Origin of the sequence: Allobosea sp. TAF32 (genome assembly GCF_052113585.1) — a bacterium.
Lineage (GTDB): Bacteria > Pseudomonadota > Alphaproteobacteria > Rhizobiales > Beijerinckiaceae > Allobosea.
Genome location: NZ_JBFRDM010000001.1, coordinates 473,896 through 489,496, shown reverse-complemented (window position 1 = coordinate 489,496; position 15,601 = coordinate 473,896). Strand labels below are relative to the sequence as shown.

The 15,601-nt window shown below is 67.3% G+C and carries 14 protein-coding genes and 1 tRNA gene; 9 read left to right on the top strand and 6 right to left on the bottom strand.

The window, feature by feature from the left end:
• Nucleotides 1–36 precede the first annotated feature (36 nt).
• A complete protein-coding gene (locus tag AB4Z16_RS02145; protein WP_441509669.1) occupies nucleotides 37–1,890 on the top strand; it encodes a M3 family oligoendopeptidase in 1,854 nt (617 codons plus the stop codon).
• 116 nt (nucleotides 1,891–2,006) lie between these two features.
• On the opposite strand, the gene AB4Z16_RS02140 is transcribed toward AB4Z16_RS02145, so the two are convergent.
• Nucleotides 2,007–3,539, bottom strand: coding sequence for an outer membrane beta-barrel protein (locus tag AB4Z16_RS02140; RefSeq protein WP_441509668.1), 1,533 nt, complete (start codon nucleotides 3,537–3,539; stop codon nucleotides 2,007–2,009).
• A gap of 258 nt (nucleotides 3,540–3,797) precedes the next feature.
• On the opposite strand from AB4Z16_RS02140, the gene AB4Z16_RS02135 reads away from it, so the two are divergent.
• From AB4Z16_RS02135 to AB4Z16_RS02110, 6 genes are all read left to right on the top strand, one after another.
• Nucleotides 3,798–4,772: a KpsF/GutQ family sugar-phosphate isomerase gene (locus AB4Z16_RS02135; protein ID WP_441509667.1), complete on the top strand. Its 975-nt coding sequence runs from the start codon at nucleotides 3,798–3,800 to the stop codon at nucleotides 4,770–4,772.
• Nucleotides 4,773–4,969: 197 nt separating this feature from the next.
• A complete protein-coding gene (locus AB4Z16_RS02130; protein ID WP_441509666.1) occupies nucleotides 4,970–5,416 on the top strand; it encodes a MerR family transcriptional regulator in 447 nt (148 codons plus the stop codon).
• A gap of 277 nt (nucleotides 5,417–5,693) precedes the next feature.
• Nucleotides 5,694–9,074 carry a helicase-related protein gene (locus AB4Z16_RS02125; protein ID WP_441509665.1) on the top strand — a complete coding sequence of 1,127 codons (3,381 nt, stop codon included), beginning with the start codon at nucleotides 5,694–5,696 and terminating at the stop codon, nucleotides 9,072–9,074.
• Between the two features lie 24 nt (nucleotides 9,075–9,098).
• Nucleotides 9,099–9,407, top strand: coding sequence for an RNA-binding S4 domain-containing protein (locus AB4Z16_RS02120; RefSeq protein ID WP_441509664.1), 309 nt, complete (start codon nucleotides 9,099–9,101; stop codon nucleotides 9,405–9,407).
• 169 nt (nucleotides 9,408–9,576) lie between these two features.
• Nucleotides 9,577–9,912 carry a ferredoxin FdxA gene (gene fdxA, locus AB4Z16_RS02115; RefSeq protein WP_441509663.1) on the top strand — a complete coding sequence of 112 codons (336 nt, stop codon included), beginning with the start codon at nucleotides 9,577–9,579 and terminating at the stop codon, nucleotides 9,910–9,912.
• 374 nt (nucleotides 9,913–10,286) lie between these two features.
• Nucleotides 10,287–10,886: a CarD family transcriptional regulator gene (locus AB4Z16_RS02110; RefSeq protein WP_441509662.1), complete on the top strand. Its 600-nt coding sequence runs from the start codon at nucleotides 10,287–10,289 to the stop codon at nucleotides 10,884–10,886.
• A gap of 193 nt (nucleotides 10,887–11,079) precedes the next feature.
• Here AB4Z16_RS02110 and AB4Z16_RS02105 read toward each other — a convergent pair whose 3' ends face one another.
• The 3 genes from AB4Z16_RS02105 to AB4Z16_RS02095 form a co-directional block, all read right to left on the bottom strand.
• On the bottom strand, nucleotides 11,080–11,949 hold the full coding sequence (locus AB4Z16_RS02105) for a dienelactone hydrolase family protein (RefSeq protein WP_441509661.1): 870 nt from the start codon (nucleotides 11,947–11,949) through the stop codon (nucleotides 11,080–11,082).
• A gap of 94 nt (nucleotides 11,950–12,043) precedes the next feature.
• Nucleotides 12,044–13,522, bottom strand: a complete 1,479-nt coding sequence (locus tag AB4Z16_RS02100) for a M48 family metalloprotease (RefSeq protein ID WP_441509660.1) — start codon at nucleotides 13,520–13,522, stop codon at nucleotides 12,044–12,046.
• Nucleotides 13,523–13,526: 4 nt separating this feature from the next.
• On the bottom strand, nucleotides 13,527–14,297 hold the full coding sequence (locus tag AB4Z16_RS02095; protein WP_441509659.1) for a hypothetical protein: 771 nt from the start codon (nucleotides 14,295–14,297) through the stop codon (nucleotides 13,527–13,529).
• Nucleotides 14,298–14,325: 28 nt separating this feature from the next.
• Between AB4Z16_RS02095 and AB4Z16_RS02090 the strand changes: the two genes are divergently transcribed.
• Both AB4Z16_RS02090 and AB4Z16_RS02085 read left to right on the top strand, forming a co-directional pair.
• A tRNA-Arg gene (locus AB4Z16_RS02090) sits at nucleotides 14,326–14,402 on the top strand.
• A gap of 429 nt (nucleotides 14,403–14,831) precedes the next feature.
• Nucleotides 14,832–14,978, top strand: a complete 147-nt coding sequence (locus AB4Z16_RS02085) for a hypothetical protein (protein WP_441509658.1) — start codon at nucleotides 14,832–14,834, stop codon at nucleotides 14,976–14,978.
• A gap of 9 nt (nucleotides 14,979–14,987) precedes the next feature.
• Here AB4Z16_RS02085 and AB4Z16_RS02080 read toward each other — a convergent pair whose 3' ends face one another.
• The gene (locus AB4Z16_RS02080; protein WP_441509657.1) at nucleotides 14,988–15,224 is read right to left on the bottom strand and encodes a hypothetical protein; all 237 of its coding nucleotides are present in this window, start codon (nucleotides 15,222–15,224) and stop codon (nucleotides 14,988–14,990) included.
• Between the two features lie 115 nt (nucleotides 15,225–15,339).
• Nucleotides 15,340–15,549 carry a cold-shock protein gene (locus AB4Z16_RS02075; RefSeq protein WP_038358045.1) on the bottom strand — a complete coding sequence of 70 codons (210 nt, stop codon included), beginning with the start codon at nucleotides 15,547–15,549 and terminating at the stop codon, nucleotides 15,340–15,342.
• Nucleotides 15,550–15,601: the final 52 nt, after the last annotated feature.

The following is a 15,601-nucleotide window of genomic DNA, read 5'->3' as shown; positions in this document are numbered from 1 at the left end:
AGTAAGCCCAAGTCAGTGCGGCAAGGTGTCGAGCGAATGAGCTTCCAAGAGACGATCTGGCAGACGATCCGGCGCTCCGGTGCCAAGGCGGGCGCGGCCAAGCCGGCGAGCACGCCCGGCGATCTGCCGGAATGGGATCTGAGCCACCTCTATCCGGGTGTCGGTTCGCCCGAGCTCAAGAGCGATCTCGAACGGGCGCTCGCCGAGGCACAGGCCCTTGCCGAGCGTTATCGCGGCAAGCTCGCGGACCTCGCCGCCCAGCCGGACGGCAGCGAGAAGCTCGCGGAAGCGGTCAAGCGCTATGAGGGCTTGAGTGATTTGCTCGGGCGCATCGGCGCCTATGCCGGCCTCGTCTATTCCGGCGACACCACCGACCCGCAGCGCGCCAAGTTCTATGGCGACACGCAGGACAAGGTGAACGCGGCGATCACCGAGCTGCTGTTCTTCGAGCTCGAGCTCAACCGCATCGCGCCCGAGGTGATGGCGAAGGTCGCGGGCGAGGCCCCCCTGTCGCACTGGAAGCCCTGGCTCGACGACCTCGCCAAAGACAAGCCGCATCAGCTCGAGGATCAGATCGAGGCGCTGTTCCACGAAAAGTCGATTACGGGCGCGGCCGCCTGGAACCGCCTCTTCGACGAGACCATCGCCTCGCTGCGCTTCACCGTCGACGGCGAGGAGCTGACGCTCGAACTGACGCTGAACAAGCTGCAGGACAGCGACGGCGATGTCCGCCGCAAGGCGGCGGAGGCGCTGAGCACTGTCTTCCGCAAGGAGCTGCGCACCTTCGCGCTGATCACCAACACCCTCGCCAAGGACAAGGAAATCTCCGACCGCTGGCGCAAGTTCGAGGATGTCGCGGATTCCCGCCATCTCGCCAACAGAGTCGAGCGCGAGGTCGTGGATGCTCTCGTTTCCGCCGTGCGCGAGGCCTATCCGCGCCTGTCGCACCGCTATTATCGCCTGAAGGCCAAATGGTTCGGCCGCGACGCGCTGGATTTCTGGGATCGCAACGCGCCGCTGCCGCAGGTCGAGCAACGCACCATCCCCTGGACCGAGGCGCGCGACACCGTGCTCTCGGCCTATGGCGCCTTCTCGCCGAAGATGGCGGATATCGCCAGGCGCTTCTTCGACGAGCGCTGGATCGACGCCCCGCCGCGCCCCGGCAAGGCGCCCGGCGCGTTTGCTCACCCTACGGTGCCATCCGCGCATCCTTATGTGCTGCTCAACTACCAGGGCAAGCCGCGCGACGTGATGACGCTGGCGCATGAGCTGGGCCACGGGGTGCATCAGGTGCTGGCGGCGCCGAACGGAGCGCTGATGGCGCCGACACCGCTGACATTGGCCGAGACGGCCAGCGTCTTCGGCGAGATGCTGACCTTCCGCCGGCTGCTCGACATGACCACCGACCGCCAGCAGCGCAAGGCGATGCTGGCCGCCAAGGTCGAGGACATGATCAACACGGTCGTGCGCCAGATCGCCTTCTATTCCTTCGAGCGGAAGGTCCATCAGGCCCGCCGCGAGGGCGAGCTGACGCCGGAAGCGCTGTGCGAGATCTGGATGAGCGTGCAGGCGGAGAGCCTCGGCCCGGCGATCCGGCTGACGGCGGGCTACGAGCCGTACTGGTGCTACATCCCGCACTTCATCCATTCGCCCTTCTACGTCTATGCCTACGCCTTCGGGGACTGCCTGGTGAACTCGCTCTACGGCGTCTACCAGAACGCAGCGGAAGGCTTCCAGGAGCGCTATTTCGCGCTGCTCTCGGCCGGCGGGAGCAAGCCCTATGGCGAGCTGCTCGCGCCATTCGGGCTGGATGCGAAGGATCCGGGCTTCTGGCAGATCGGTCTCAGGATGATCGAGGGCATGATCATCGAGCTCGAAGGCATGGAGTGAGGCGGAACGTCATTCTCGGGCGAAGCGAAGCGCAGACCCGGGAATCTCCCGCAGGAACGGCGCTGGCACCGCTGGTCGTGAGATGCTCGGATCAGGCCCGAGCATGACGACGCCGGTCAGAACTGCATCCTGAGCCCGACCATCGAAACGTTCGCCGTGTAGTCGTTGCCCGGCTGCGTCGAGTTCAGGCGCTCATGGGTGAAGCTGGCGCGGATCGCGAAGGTGCGAGTGAGCTTGTACTCGATCCGCGCGCCGACATTTATCTGGTTCTCGCGCAGGTTCTGCCCCTCATAGTCGGTGCGGACGAAGCCGGTGAAGCCGGTGACCGTGAGGTTGCGGCGCAGAGCGTGTGCGATTTCGAGCCCGACCCCGCGCACCGTCGTGCCGGAGGAGCCGGCAACGGTGGTATCGCCGAGCGTGGCTGAGCCGCGCAGCGTCACGGTCGTGAGCGGGGTCGGCGACCACAGCACCGCCGCATCGCCGACGAAGCCGCGCAGATTCTTCAGGCGCGGGTCCTCGTAGCTGCGGTTCTGGTAGCCGCCTGAGATCTCGCCGGTGAGCTGCCGGCTGACCTCGAAGGTCGAGCCGATGCGGCCGCCCACCCCGTTCGACGAACGCATATAGCCGCCAGCGTCGATCTTGTCGTCGTATTCGCGCTGGTCGATTTCGCCCTGGATGAAGGGCCTGAAGCCCGGTGTGACCTCATAAGCGGCGCGCAGGCGCAGGCCGTACTGCGTCTGGTTGCGGTCCTGCTGGGAGAGGATCGCGCCGTTGGTGAGCTGCGCGTTCTCATAGTCGGCGCGATCCACCGAGCCGCGCAGGGTCAGTTGCAGCCGGTTGAAGTCATGTGTCACGCCGGCTGAGCCGCCATATTGCCAGACCAGCGGCCGGCCTTCGACGGCGGCGGTCAGGTCGGGGGAGCCGGGACGCTGCGTATCGAGCCGCAACCGCGTTTCGAGCAGGATGCGGGTGTCGCGCGTGGCGTCCAGGCGCAGGTCGAGATTGCCTTCGGCATCGGGGCGCGAGGCCTGGCTGTCCCTGAAATACTGGAAATAGCCGCCGCGCAGCCGGCCGCTGAGCTGATGCACGTTCCAGTCGGACTGGATGTCGAGATCGCCCTCGTAGCGGGCGAAGGGCGAGCCCTTCACGCCGGGCGGGGCAATGCGCTGCGGGTTGGTGTCGTAGCCGATCGAGTTGGTGAAACCGGGCCGCAGCGTCACCGAGCCGATGCGCACCCCCAGCGCGGCATAGGGGTCCTCCTCCGCGGCGGTGCGGCGACGAGGGGGCGGCGGCGGGAGAGGCGGTGCCGGCTGCGGCAGCGTCGCCACCGCGGGTGGGGGAGCGCGGAATTGGCGTTGCGTGACGCCGCGCAGGGCCGGCGCCTGGACGGGTTGGCTGGCGCGGGAAGGCTGGCGCGTCGAGACGGCCGAGCCGGGAGGCTGGGCTGGAGCGGCCGGATCGCGCCGGGCGCCGGGCTCGGTCGAGCTCGGGTCGAAGGGCGCCTCCGTCGAGGCCGGCTGCTGCGCGATATAGATCGGCGTACCCGTCCGGAGCGCGTTTGCCTGCTGCGCCGCGGCCGTCGTCCAGCCGAACGCAATTCCGGCCAGGGCGGTGCCGGATAGAAGCAGGATCGTCGTGCGAGCGGACACGGGGTTCGCCAGGCTCCAGGCAACAGCTCACGCGCCCTGGAGGGGCGCGCATGGTTAACGGAGTTAGAACGAACAGGGTTAAGGACCCGTCAACGAAGCGGGCGCGCTCAGCAGCTTCCGGAAAGCGCCCGCACGGTTTCCGCCAGGGATCAGCGACAAATCGAGCGGCCCCGGGGGAGCGTTGTTCGGCTTGGCGACGAATCTCTGCCGAGCCTCGGCGGTGGCAATCGCGGGCCTCCCCGTGCTAGAGCGCCGGCCATGATCGCCGATATCCGCGCCTCCGCCCTTCGCACCGTCGCCACCGAGCGCGCCGGCCTCGACGCGCTCCATGACGCGCTCGCCGACGGGCTTGGCCAGCCCTTTGCCGATGCCGTCGCGATGATCCGGGGCGCGAGCGGGCGCGTGATCGTCTCAGGGATGGGCAAGTCCGGCCATGTCGGCCGCAAGCTCGCCGCGACGCTGGCCTCCACCGGCACGCCCGCGCATTTCGTCCATCCGGCCGAGGCGAGCCATGGCGACCTCGGCATGGTGCAGCCTGAGGATGTTGTGATCGCTCTGTCCTGGTCGGGGGAAGCGGCAGAGCTCGCCGCGCTCGTCGGCTATACCCGGCGCTTCCGGGTCGGGCTGATCGCCATCACCGCCAATTCCGAGAGCACGCTCGGCAAGGAGTCCGATATCGCGCTCGTGCTGCCCAAGTCCGCGGAAGCCTGCCCGAACGGGCTTGCGCCGACGACCTCGACGACCATGCAGATCGCGCTGGGCGATGCTCTCGCCGTAGCGCTGCTGGAGGCACGCGGCTTCTCGCGGCAGGACTTTTTCGTCTATCACCCCGGCGGCAAGCTCGGCGCACAGCTCAAGACCGTCGAGAGCATCATGCATCGCGGCGCCGAATTGCCGCTAATCGGCCTCGACACGCTGCTGCCGGACGTGATCGCGATGATCTCGGACAAGAGTTTCGGCTGCGCCGTCGTGATGGATCTGGACGGCAGGCTCGCCGGCGTCGTCACCGACGGCGATCTGCGCCGCAAGGCGGCGATGGGCGGCGGCGGCTCGCTGCGCGCCCGCGATATCATGACGGCAAACCCCCGGCGCATCGGGCTCGATACGCTTGCCGTCGAGGCGCTCGAGCTGGTCAACCGCATGCGGATCACAGCGCTGATCGTGGTGGACGACCAGGACAGGCCGGTCGGGCTGGTGCATGTCCACGACCTGCTGGCGATGGGCGTGGCGTAGTCTTCGCGCGTCGTGCTCGGGCTTGACCCGAGCATCTCCTGACGCGGCTGCGGGAGCTTGTCTTGTCCAGGATTCTCCGGTCCGCGCTTCGCTCCGACCGCAAATGACGACGCGGTCGTTTCGCGCGAAGTGCTCTTGTCACGGGCACACTGCGGCCTATCTAAAGCTGTAGAGACTATAGCTTCAGAGGGAGCGCCATGGCTGCACTGGACAAGCTCGAACGCGTAATGCCGATCGGCACCCTTGCCGAGCGCACCGGCGTCAAGGTCGAGACGATCCGCTACTACGAGCAGGTCGGCCTGCTGCCGCCGCCGGAGCGGTCCGAGGGCAACCAGCGCCGCTACGGCCGGCGCCATGCCGAGCGGCTCGCCTTCATCAAGCATGCGCGCGATCTCGGCTTCGCCGTCGACAACATCCGCACGCTGCTCAGGCTCTCCGACACGCCCGGTATCGCCTGCGACGAGGCGCATGCGATCTCCGTCTCGCATCTCGAAGAGGTGCGGGACAAGATTGCGAAATTGCGGTCGCTGGAGAAGGAGCTGGAGCGGATCGCCACCACCTGCTCGGGCGGTGTCGCGGCCTGCGACTGCGCGATCATCGAGGCGCTGGCCGACCACGGGCAGTGCGACCACGCTCGCCATTGAAGCTGGCCAGCGGCCTTAAATGTCGATTGCCCCTCGTTTCAGGAGCGGAAGGGTTTAAATAGGCATCGTGCCGAGCGGCCTTTTGCGCCGCCACGGCGGTTCTGTGGGAGGGCGCGCTATGCCGGGATGGCCCATGCCGAAGGGAGGGCAGCCCCGAACGGGGAACAAATCCCGATTCTGCCGGAGTCCGCGATTCGGCCTCGCTTCGTTCCAGAGGCGTTCTCGCCAGACCCGTTCCTGATTCCCGTCCACGCTCCCGCCCGCATGGGCGGGCGAGATGATCGGCTCCGTCGCCTTGCTTCCGTTTCGTTCGCTGCCGCCCGCCGCCCGCGCCCATGGCGTGACCGCGGTCCTCGGCCCCACCAATACCGGTAAGACCCATCTGGCCATCGAGCGCATGGTCGCTCATCCCACCGGGATGATCGGCCTGCCGCTGCGCCTGCTCGCGCGCGAGGTCTACCAGCGCGTGGTCGACAAGGTCGGCCCCGAGGCCGTGGCCCTCGTCACCGGCGAGGAGAAGATCAAGCCGGAGCGGCCGCGCTTCTGGGTCTGCACGGTCGAGGCGATGCCGCGCGACCTCGCGGTCGATTTCGTCGCGATCGACGAGATCCAGCTCGCTGCCGACCTCGACCGCGGCCATGTCTTCACCGATCGGCTGCTCAACCGCCGCGGCCGGGCCGAGACCATGCTGATCGGCGCGGCGACCATGCGCCCGCTGATCGAGCAGCTCATCCCCGGCGTCAACGTCGTCACGCGCCCGCGCCTCTCCAGCCTGACCTTCGCCGGTGACCGCAAGATCACCCGGCTGCCGCCGCGCTCGGCCATCGTCGCCTTCTCGGTCGAGGAGGTCTACGCGATCGCCGAGCTGATCCGCCGGCAGAAGGGCGGGGCGGCCGTCGTGCTCGGCGCGCTCTCGCCGCGCACCCGCAACGCGCAGGTCGATATCTATCAGTCCGGCGATGTCGACTACCTCGTCGCCACCGATGCGATCGGCATGGGGCTCAACCTCGACGTCAATCACATCGCCTTCGCAGCCGACCGGAAATTCGACGGGCATCACTACCGCAAGCTCAACCCGGCCGAGTTCGGTCAGGTCGCCGGCCGCGCCGGGCGGCATTTGCGAGACGGCACCTTCGGCACCAGCGGGCGCTGCCCGCCCTTCGACGCGGAATTGGTCGAGGCGATCGAGAATCACCGCTTCGAGCCGGTGCGCCAGATGCAGTGGCGCAATTCCGACCTCGACCTGCGCTCGATCGCCGGCCTCCTCGATACGCTCAATATCCAGCCCTCGGAACCCGGCCTGACCCGGGCGCTGATCGCCGAGGACATGACGACGCTGGAGGTGTTGGCGAGAGACCCCGATGTCGCGTCGCTGGCGCATGGGCGTGCTGCGGTCGAGCGGCTCTGGGAGGTCTGCGGCCTGCCCGATTACCGCAAGATCTCGCCGATGCAGCATGCCGATCTTGCGACCACGCTGTATCTCAGGCTGATGCGCCATGGTCGGCTCGACGCCGACTGGTATGCGGTGCAACTCGCCTCGCTCGACCGCACCGATGGCGAGATCGACACGCTCTCGGCCAGGATCGCGCAGGTCAGGACTTGGACCTATGTTGCCAATCGTCCTGACTGGTTACCTGATCCTGAGCATTGGCAGGGCATGGCTCGTCTTGTAGAGGACAAACTGTCGGACGCTCTGCATGAGCGTCTGGCCCACCGATTTGTCGATCGGCGCACCAGCGTGCTGATGCGCCGCTTGCGGGAGAATGCGATGTTGGAGGCTGAGGTCACCGCGACGGGCGACGTGCTCGTCGAGGGCCAGCACGTGGGAATGCTGCAGGGCTTCCGCTTTACGGCGGACCCGAAGGCGGGAGGCGCCGAGGTCAAGGCGCTGAACCTGGCGGCGATGAAGGCGCTCGGCGCCGAGATCGAGTCGCGGGCGGCGCGCGTCGTGCTGGCGGGCGATGATGCCTTCGTGCTCTCGCATGACGGGCTGGTCCGCTGGACGGGCGAGCCGGTGGCGCGCCTCGTCGCCGGCGAGAAGGTGCTGGAGCCGCGCCTGCGCCTTCTCGTGGAGGAACACCTCTCCGGCGGAGCGCGCGAACAGGTCGAGGCGCGCCTCAATCTCTGGCTGAAGAATCACATCACCCGCCTGCTCGGCGCGATCCAGATCCTCGAAGCGGCCGAAAGCGTCACCGGCATTGCCCGCGGCATCGCCTATCAGACGGCCGAGGCGCTCGGCGTGCTCGAGCGCTCCAAGGTCGGCGAGGAAATGAAGGCGCTCGATCAGGAGGGCCGCGCCGCGCTGCGCCAGCTCGGCATGCGCTTCGGCGCTTTCCACATCTACATGCCGGCGCTGCTGAAGCCGGCGCCGCGTGCGCTCGCCGCCCAGCTCTGGGCGCTGAAGCATGGCGGGCCGGAGACGGCCGGACTCGACGATATCGCCCATCTAGCGGCGTCGGGGCGCACCTCCTTCCCGGTCGACAAGGCCGTGCCAAAGGGGCTGTATCGCGCGGCGGGCTACCGCGTCTGCGGCGAGCGGGCCGTGCGCGTCGACATTCTGGAACGCCTCGCCGATCTGATCCGCCCGGCGATCGCCTACCGCCCCGGCGCCACGCAGGGCACCCCGCCCGCCGGTGCTGCCGATCAGGACGGCTTCGTCGCCACCGGCGCCATGACTTCGCTCGTCGGCTGCGCCGGCGAGGACTTCGCTTCGATCCTGCGCTCGCTCGGCTATGTGTCGGTGAAGCGTCCCGGCCCCGCGATCACGGTGCCGCTGGCGCCGCCTCCGGCCGCGACCGAGCCGGCACGGCCGGTTGAGGCTGGTGAAGCGGCCCCGGAAGCGGCATTTGCCGAGGGCGATGCCGCGGAAGCCTCCCCCGAGGCCGAGGGTGCGGGCGAGCCGGCTGCGGCGCTGAACGCCGATGCGCCGGCGGAAGGCGAGGCGCCTGCCGTCGAGGCTCAGGCCGCCGAAGCTCCGGCGGTCGAGACGGCTGCCACGCCGATCCTGACCGAGGCCGAGACCGAGACCGAGCTGGAGCAGGAGCGCGAGCCGGACCCGGCCGACGCGCTCGTTGCCCTGCCGGTGGCGGCCGAGGCCGTCGAAGCGGCCTCCGTCGAGGTTGCTGCCGCTGAAGTTCCCGTCGCTGAGACCGCGTCGGCAGAGCCGGAGCTCATCGAGGTCTGGCGGCCGCATCGCCATCAGGGCGGCCGCCGGCCCGAGCATGGCCAGCGCGGCCGGCATGACGGCCCGCGCCGCGAGGGCGAGCGCCGCGGCGGCGACCGCCCGCAGCGCGAAGGTCGTCCCGGCGGTCCGCGTCGCGACGGACGCCCCGAGAACCGGCCGGCGGCAGCGGCGGCTGGCGAAGGGGCGGCACCGCAGCGCCAGGAGCGGCCGCGCCACGACGAGCGTCCCCGCCACGATGAGCGTCCGCGGCGTGACGATCAGCAGCCGCGGCAGGGGCGTCCCGAGGGCGGTCGTGGCCCGCGGCCGGACTTCAAGCGCGAGGGCCGTCCCAGCGGTCCGCGGCGAGAGGAGCGGAATAACGAGCGCTTCCAGCAGCCGCAGCGTTCGCGCCCGGCCAATCGCGAGCCGGATCCGGATTCGCCTTTCGCCAAGCTGGCCGCCCTCAAGGCACAGCTCGAAGGCAGCAAGAACTGAGCGAGCCGGGGAGGCGCCGACCGCTTGCAGGAGCACCGCCAACGCCTCGACAAATGGCTCTGGTTCGCGCGCTTCGCGCGGACCCGGCCTTCCGCTGTGCGTCTGGTGGAGGACGGTCATGTCCGAATCGAGGGGCGGCGCGCCGAGAACCCGGCGCAGGGCATTCGGGTCGGAGCGGTGCTCACCCTCGCGCTGCCGCACGCCACCATGGTCGTGAGGGTCCTGGGCTTTGCCGAGCGGCGCGGCCCCTTCGAGACGGCGCGAGAGCTCTATGAGCGGCTCGACGGGGGCAGCGGCGATGCGCCGCTTGCGGAGGCGGACGGCGAGGACTAAATCCGCGCCCTGCCATGGGTGGGCGCCGGAATCCGGTTGGGGATGAAAATCGTCTCCACGGCGCCGTCGAAATGAAAAATCGTTCTGCCGAAGATCACGAAAACAGCCTTGAAACCTGCGCTGGGCAAGGGTTTATGGGGCTGTTTAGAAGCGTTGGAAGGGCCGACCCATGACCTATGTGGTCACCGAGAACTGCATCAAGTGCAAGTACATGGATTGCGTCGAGGTCTGCCCGGTCGACTGCTTCTATGAAGGCGAGAACATGCTCGTCATCCATCCCGACGAGTGCATCGACTGCGGCGTCTGCGAGCCGGAATGCCCGGCCGAGGCGATCAAGCCCGACACCGAACCGGGCCTCGAAAGCTGGCTGCAGCTCAACGGGAAGTATGCGTCGAGCTGGCCTAACATCACCCAGAAGAAGGAGCCGCCGGCGGACGCAAAGGCGTTCGACGGCGTGGCTGGAAAGCTCGAGATGTTCTCCCCGGAGCCGGGCGAGGGCGACTGATTTAGACCCTCGCGCGACCCCTGCGCTGCGTTAACCACGGCTTTGCCATGCCTTCACGAGGGAACGCCCATCGGCGTTTACCTTTGATTCGGCGTGTTTTTTGTGCTACAAGCTAGCCGCAGTCGAATTGGTTCCGCATGCCCCTGCGAGATTTCCACAAATGGGGTGCCCCCAAAAGATCGGAACGACATGATCACCGGCCTCAGAGCCGGATTTTAATTGTCGTTCTTGTCCGGGGCGAATGAAACAGTCGACTAGGGAGCGTGAAGCGGTGCCTTTTCAGCGTCGCGTCAGGCGGAAAGTCTCCGGCCAGCCGGACGGAGACAGATCATCGCGTGCTCGCGTCGAGCGGGCCGGTCAGGAGTCGTAACGGCATGTCCACTGTGAAGAAAGCTGTTGTGCGCCAGGGTTTCAAGACGGGCGAGTACGTCGTCTACCCGTCCCATGGCGTCGGCCAGATCACGGCGATCGAGGAACAGGAAGTCGCAGGCTTCAAGCTTGAACTCTTCGTGGTCAGCTTCTCCAAGGACAAGATGACGTTGCGGGTCCCCACCGCGAAGGCGGCCAGCGTCGGCCTGCGCAAGCTCGCCGACGCCGAATCCGTCGGCAAGGCGCTGACCACGCTCACCGGCCGCGCCCGCATCAAGCGCACCATGTGGTCGCGCCGCGCGCAGGAATACGAAGCGAAGATCAATTCGGGCGATCTCGTCGCCATCGCCGAGGTCGTGCGCGATCTCTACCGTTCCGAGGCACAGCCCGAGCAGTCCTACTCCGAGCGTCAGCTCTATGAGGCCGCTCTCGACCGCATGACCCGCGAGATCGCGGTGGTCGACGATGTCACCGAGACCGAGGCGCTCAAGAAGATCGAAGGGCAGCTCGCCAAGTCGCCGCGCCGTGCCGGCAAGGCCGAGGCGGCCGATGCCGATGCGGATCTCGAGAACGACAACGAAGATCTGCAGGAAGAGGCCGCCTGAGCGGCGTTTTTCCTTCCAGGATGCGAAACCCGGCGGGCGACCGCCGGGTTTTTTGTTGGCTTGATCGGGGTCATCGGCCCGTCATGCTCGGGCTTCGGCCCGAGCATCTCTCGCCGGAGAAGGCTCCGGCAGCTTCTCATCACGAGATTCTGGGGTCTGCGCTGCTCTCTGCCCGAGAATGACGCTGGCCCTCTCACGTCGTACCCGTTCCCGCCTTGAGGAAGGCGACCGTCCGCTGCCAGGCCTGCTTGGCTGTCGCGGCGTCGTAGCGCTCGGCGCTGGTGTCGTTCATGAAGGCGTGGTCGACATTCGGATAGACGATCGCCTCGAACGGAATGCCGGCTGCTTTCAGCGCCTTCTCGTAATCGGGCAGCATCTGGACAAGGCGCTTGTCGCGCGCGGCCTGCTGGATCAGGAGGCGGGACTTGATCAGCGGCACCTTGGCGAGATCAGGCGAGCGCCCGTAGAAGACGACACCGGCGGCAAGCTCCGGCGCGGAGACGGCGAGATCGTTGACCGCGCCGCCGCCCCAGCAGAAGCCGACGGCCCCGACCTTGCCGTTCGCGTCCGGGCGGGAGGCGAGGTATTTCAGGGCCGCGCGGCCCTGTTGGATGACGGCGTCCGTGGACAGCTGCGGGAAAAGCGCGCGGGCGGCGTCGGCGTCAACAGGCGTCCCGCCGAGCGGGGTGAGGAAATCAAGGCCCAGCGCGGTGAAGCCTTCCAGCGCCATGCGCCGGGTGATGTCCTCGATATGAGGGTTGAGCCCACGGTTCTCGTGGATCACGAGCACGCCGCCGTGCTTGGCCTGCGCCTTCGGCGTGGCGAGATAGCCCTTGAGCGTCACGCCATCGACGATGGTATCGAGGCGCGATGCCGTAATACGGGCATCGTCGGCCGAGACCTGTTGGGCCCTCGCGTAGTTCGGCTCGAGCACGGCCAGCGCCGCTTCCGCCGCGGCGGCGGAGCCGGCGATCGCCAGGAGTCGGTTGAAGAAGACGCGCCGGTCGAGCGGCTTGTGGGTGTATTCGTCGTAGAGTTCGACGATCCTGCGATCGAGTGCCATATCCGCTCCCTCTGGCGTTATGGCGGCGATCATAGCGGCGGATTCGCCGCTTGCAGGAGGCCAGCGCCGAAACTCGCGGCCTTGTGAGGAGCGGTTACTCCGCGACGATCTTGTAGCGCTGGCCCGGTGTCAGCGCGGTGTTGCGGTCGAGCCCGTTCAGGAGCTGGAAGAGCTCGCCGGGGCGGTCCTGCTCCGGCATGCGCTCGGCCATGCTGGCGATGCTGTCGCCCGCCTCGGCCGCGACCAGCCGGATGACCATGGGCCGGACAGCCTGTGCCTCGGCCGGGGTCAGGATGCGGAAGCTTTCGGCGATGGCACGCATCGCCCGCTCGGGATCGCTCGCGCCGCGCGCGGCGAGGATGAAGCGGTAGACCCGCTCGCCCACCTGCACGGCGGCGAGGCGGAACATCCAGTCCGTGCCCTTGCCATGGGCGATCACGGCCGGCTGCCCGCCGATCTCGATCTTCTCGATGCCGGTCGTCTCGACGCCCTCGATCCAGCCGGCTGCGACATAGGATTCCAGGGTCTGGCCACTCTTCAGCGTCACCGAGTCGAAGCGCAGCGCCTGGGAGCCGCTGGCGCTGACGCCGATTACCATGTCCTGCGCCGCTTCCAGGCTGAAGCCTTCCGGCGCCGTGAAGCCGATGCGCAGGGTGCTGTTGAGATAGCGCCGGCCGCGCACCACGCCGTCGCGAGGGTCGTCGCCATAGGCCAGGCCCTCGATCGCGTTGAGCCAGCGATTGGCATCGTGCTCGCCGATGCCCGGAGCGCTGATTTGGCGGGCCGCATTGGTCACGGCGGCGATGCGCTCGGGCGTCTGCGGGTGGCTGGAGAGGATGTCCAGCCGCTTGTCGTCGGCGCTCTGGTTCTGGCCGCTGCTGCGGAAGGCGGTGTTGCGGCCCAGCGTCGCCAGGAAGCGGCTGGCGCCATAAGGATCGTAGCCGGCCCGCGCGATGTTGCGCACGCTGATCTGGTCGGCGGTGAGTTCCTGCTGGCGCGAGAACCGGGCCAGCGAGAGCTTCGAGCCGGCCTTCACCGCTGCGCCCTGGGAGGGGTCCTTGAGGACCTGCGAGACGACCTGGCTCACCAGCGCCGATTCCGCCTCCTTCTCGGCGCGCTCGACGGCGTGCTGCGCGGTGACATGGGCGATTTCATGCGCCAGGACCGAGGCGATCTCGGAGGTGTCGTTGGCAAGCACGAGCAGGCCGCGGGTGACATAGAGCCGGCCGTTGGGCAGGGCGAAGGCATTGACCACCGGCGAGTTCAGGATGGTGATCTCGTAATGGCCGATCTGGCCCTCGCCGGCCTTGGCGAGCCGCTGGACGACCTCGTCCAGCGCCGCCCGGGTCTTGGGCGCGCGATATTCGCCGCCGAAGGCGGAAAGTAGGCGCTGATGCTCCTGGTCCGCAGCGCGCTGGACCGTGTTGATGCGCGGAGCGATCTCGTCGCCCGAGCCCGCCGGCGCGAGCGGGCTCTGGTCGCCGAGGCAGCCGACGAGCAGCAGGCCGGGCAGCATAATGGCCGCCAGCCGCTTCGAATGCCGCGAGAGCGATGTCCGCCAGAGCTTCAGCATATCCTCAGTCGATCAGTTCCAGCGCCGCACGGGATGTCGCCTCCAGCAGGAGGCCATCGCGTCCCGACAGGACGCCATAGGCGCGCACGCGTTTACCGCCGAGGTTGCCCGCGGTCCAGCCGGTGCCCTTCAAATCTCGCCACAAGGCCCGCGAGACGACGATCGAAGCTGCCTCCCCAGGCCGGCGAGAGAAGTTCAGATAGGTCCGCTGGGAGCGTTCGCCGACAGAGGCGATCCTGCCTTCCAGCATGACGTAGCGTCCTTCCTGCGCTTTTACAGCGGCGAGATCATGACCGTCGATGGCCATTGGCCGGGAGGGTGAGGGCGAGGAACTTAACGCTGCCTGAACGGGCGCGACCGGGCAGGGCGACGCCAGCGGCTCGGCGAGCGGAAGGGCTGCACCATCGCGTCGGAGAACCAGAGCCAGCTCCTGCGGCTCTCCGCCCGGGCGATCTGCGGGGATGAACAGCTTCGACGGCCAGCGTCCCCAGCGGTCGGGCTCGCCGACGACGGCGAGATCGAGCGAGCGGTCGCGGAACGGTTCCAGCCCAGCGCGAAAGCGCGCAGCCTCCTCACCGCTCTGACGCGGCGCCAGCCCGATCAGGCGCGGCGTTCTGCCATCGCTCAGGACCGGGTCGCCGGCGGCGTTGAGACCGGCCAGCCGGGCGGCCGTGGTTTCCATCTGCTGGGCGGCTGCGCAATCCGATGCCGCCGCGGCCGGCATGTTCGGCAGCGCTGCGATCATGACAGTTGCAAGAAGGGACTTCACCCGCATCGCGATTATGCTACACGAGTTTTTGTGCGTCCCGGTAGCTCAGCAGGATAGAGCAACGGTTTCCTAAACCGTAGGTCAGGGGTTCGAATCCCTTCCGGGACGCCATGGATTCTACATACGTCATTGAATTATATCGTGAATTTTGGGGTTGATTCGCGACACCCAACATTTGCCCCAACGCCGTCCGAGGCTAGCTGCTGCCGAGCGCGAGCTAGGCGAGCGTCCTTCACCAGCTTCTCCAGGTCGCTTGTCTTTGCCGGGAAGCTACCTTGTGGAATAGCAGATCGTATCGCCAGGGAAGCGCGCGACGCAGCGGTTGCCGCTGATCTAGTCCGACTTCGTGGTCTGACGCGATGGCCGCCGTTCAGTCGTGCCCTTGCGGAGATGGCGACGCATGGCGCTCAGGACAGGCAGCCATCGCCGCAGCATTGAGAGCCGATACATGACCAGCGCGGTCGCCCGTCGCCTCTATCGGCTGGAAATTGCGCGGAGGCTCGCATCCCGCTGCGCTGGCGCATCCTATGCGGGACGACGATGGACGAGAACCGCGCCGCGTATCGCCGCGCCTCCGCGGAAAGGCGGATCACAGAGCGCGAGCCCGTTCTGATCCTCAATCATTCCGCTGGCTTTCAGCGAGCCCCTCAGGTCGGCGGGCGCTTGATTTCTGATATCGGCGAGTGAGATCCAGAGCTATTTGAAGCCCGGACGCCGCCGCGACTTCTTGTTGATCTGTGCTGCGAGCCCGGCCTGTTTAACATTGGCCTCTTTCGCCAAACGGAGCCCGCGCAGTTTGAGCATGTTGTCTTCGCGCTGCTGGGTTAGCTTTTCCGTTTCGGACATAATCCTCGCGTGAGAGAGAGCCCGAGTCTGGATCTTCAAGAACTGATTGTCGGCGGTTAAACGCTGCTTTGAAATTTCGAACATCATGATTTCCATTCATGTTTAGCTTGAAAAGCAAAAAGGCCGAGCAAGTGCCCGGCCTTTCGAGTGGCTAAAGTCGCTGGCGCCAGTACATCCGTGGTCAACGGCGACGATTGCCTAATCACGCAGTCTGGAGCTGTTCCGCGGCCATCTTGCCGGAACGGTTGTCGCGAGCGACTTCGTATCCGAGCTTCTGGCCTTCCTGGAGGTCCCGCATGCCAGCGCGCTCGACGGCGGAGATGTGCACGAACACGTCCTGGCTGCCGTCATCGGGCTGGATGAAGCCGAAACCCTTGGTGGAATTGAACCATTTCACTGTGCCGGTGGTCATGAAAAACCCTCCTTTTGGCAAGACCTGTCGCTCGCCGACAGAATGTTCGGCG

Bases quoted from the DNA above. Each gene is read 5' to 3' on its own strand.
- AB4Z16_RS02135 (WP_441509667.1), top strand. From the start codon at position 3,798: ATGATCGCCGATATCCGCGCCTCCGCCCTTCGCACCGTCGCCACCGAG.
- AB4Z16_RS02075 (WP_038358045.1), bottom strand. From the start codon at position 15,549: ATGACCACCGGCACAGTGAAATGGTTCAATTCCACCAAGGGTTTCGGC.
- AB4Z16_RS02095 (WP_441509659.1), bottom strand. From the start codon at position 14,297: ATGCGGGTGAAGTCCCTTCTTGCAACTGTCATGATCGCAGCGCTGCCG.
- AB4Z16_RS02130 (WP_441509666.1), top strand. From the start codon at position 4,970: ATGGCTGCACTGGACAAGCTCGAACGCGTAATGCCGATCGGCACCCTT.
- AB4Z16_RS02085 (WP_441509658.1), top strand. From the start codon at position 14,832: ATGGACGAGAACCGCGCCGCGTATCGCCGCGCCTCCGCGGAAAGGCGG.
- fdxA (WP_441509663.1), top strand. From the start codon at position 9,577: ATGACCTATGTGGTCACCGAGAACTGCATCAAGTGCAAGTACATGGAT.
- AB4Z16_RS02110 (WP_441509662.1), top strand. From the start codon at position 10,287: ATGTCCACTGTGAAGAAAGCTGTTGTGCGCCAGGGTTTCAAGACGGGC.
- AB4Z16_RS02125 (WP_441509665.1), top strand. From the start codon at position 5,694: ATGATCGGCTCCGTCGCCTTGCTTCCGTTTCGTTCGCTGCCGCCCGCC.
- AB4Z16_RS02105 (WP_441509661.1), bottom strand. From the start codon at position 11,949: ATGGCACTCGATCGCAGGATCGTCGAACTCTACGACGAATACACCCAC.
- AB4Z16_RS02145 (WP_441509669.1), top strand. From the start codon at position 37: ATGAGCTTCCAAGAGACGATCTGGCAGACGATCCGGCGCTCCGGTGCC.
- AB4Z16_RS02100 (WP_441509660.1), bottom strand. From the start codon at position 13,522: ATGCTGAAGCTCTGGCGGACATCGCTCTCGCGGCATTCGAAGCGGCTG.
- AB4Z16_RS02080 (WP_441509657.1), bottom strand. From the start codon at position 15,224: ATGATGTTCGAAATTTCAAAGCAGCGTTTAACCGCCGACAATCAGTTC.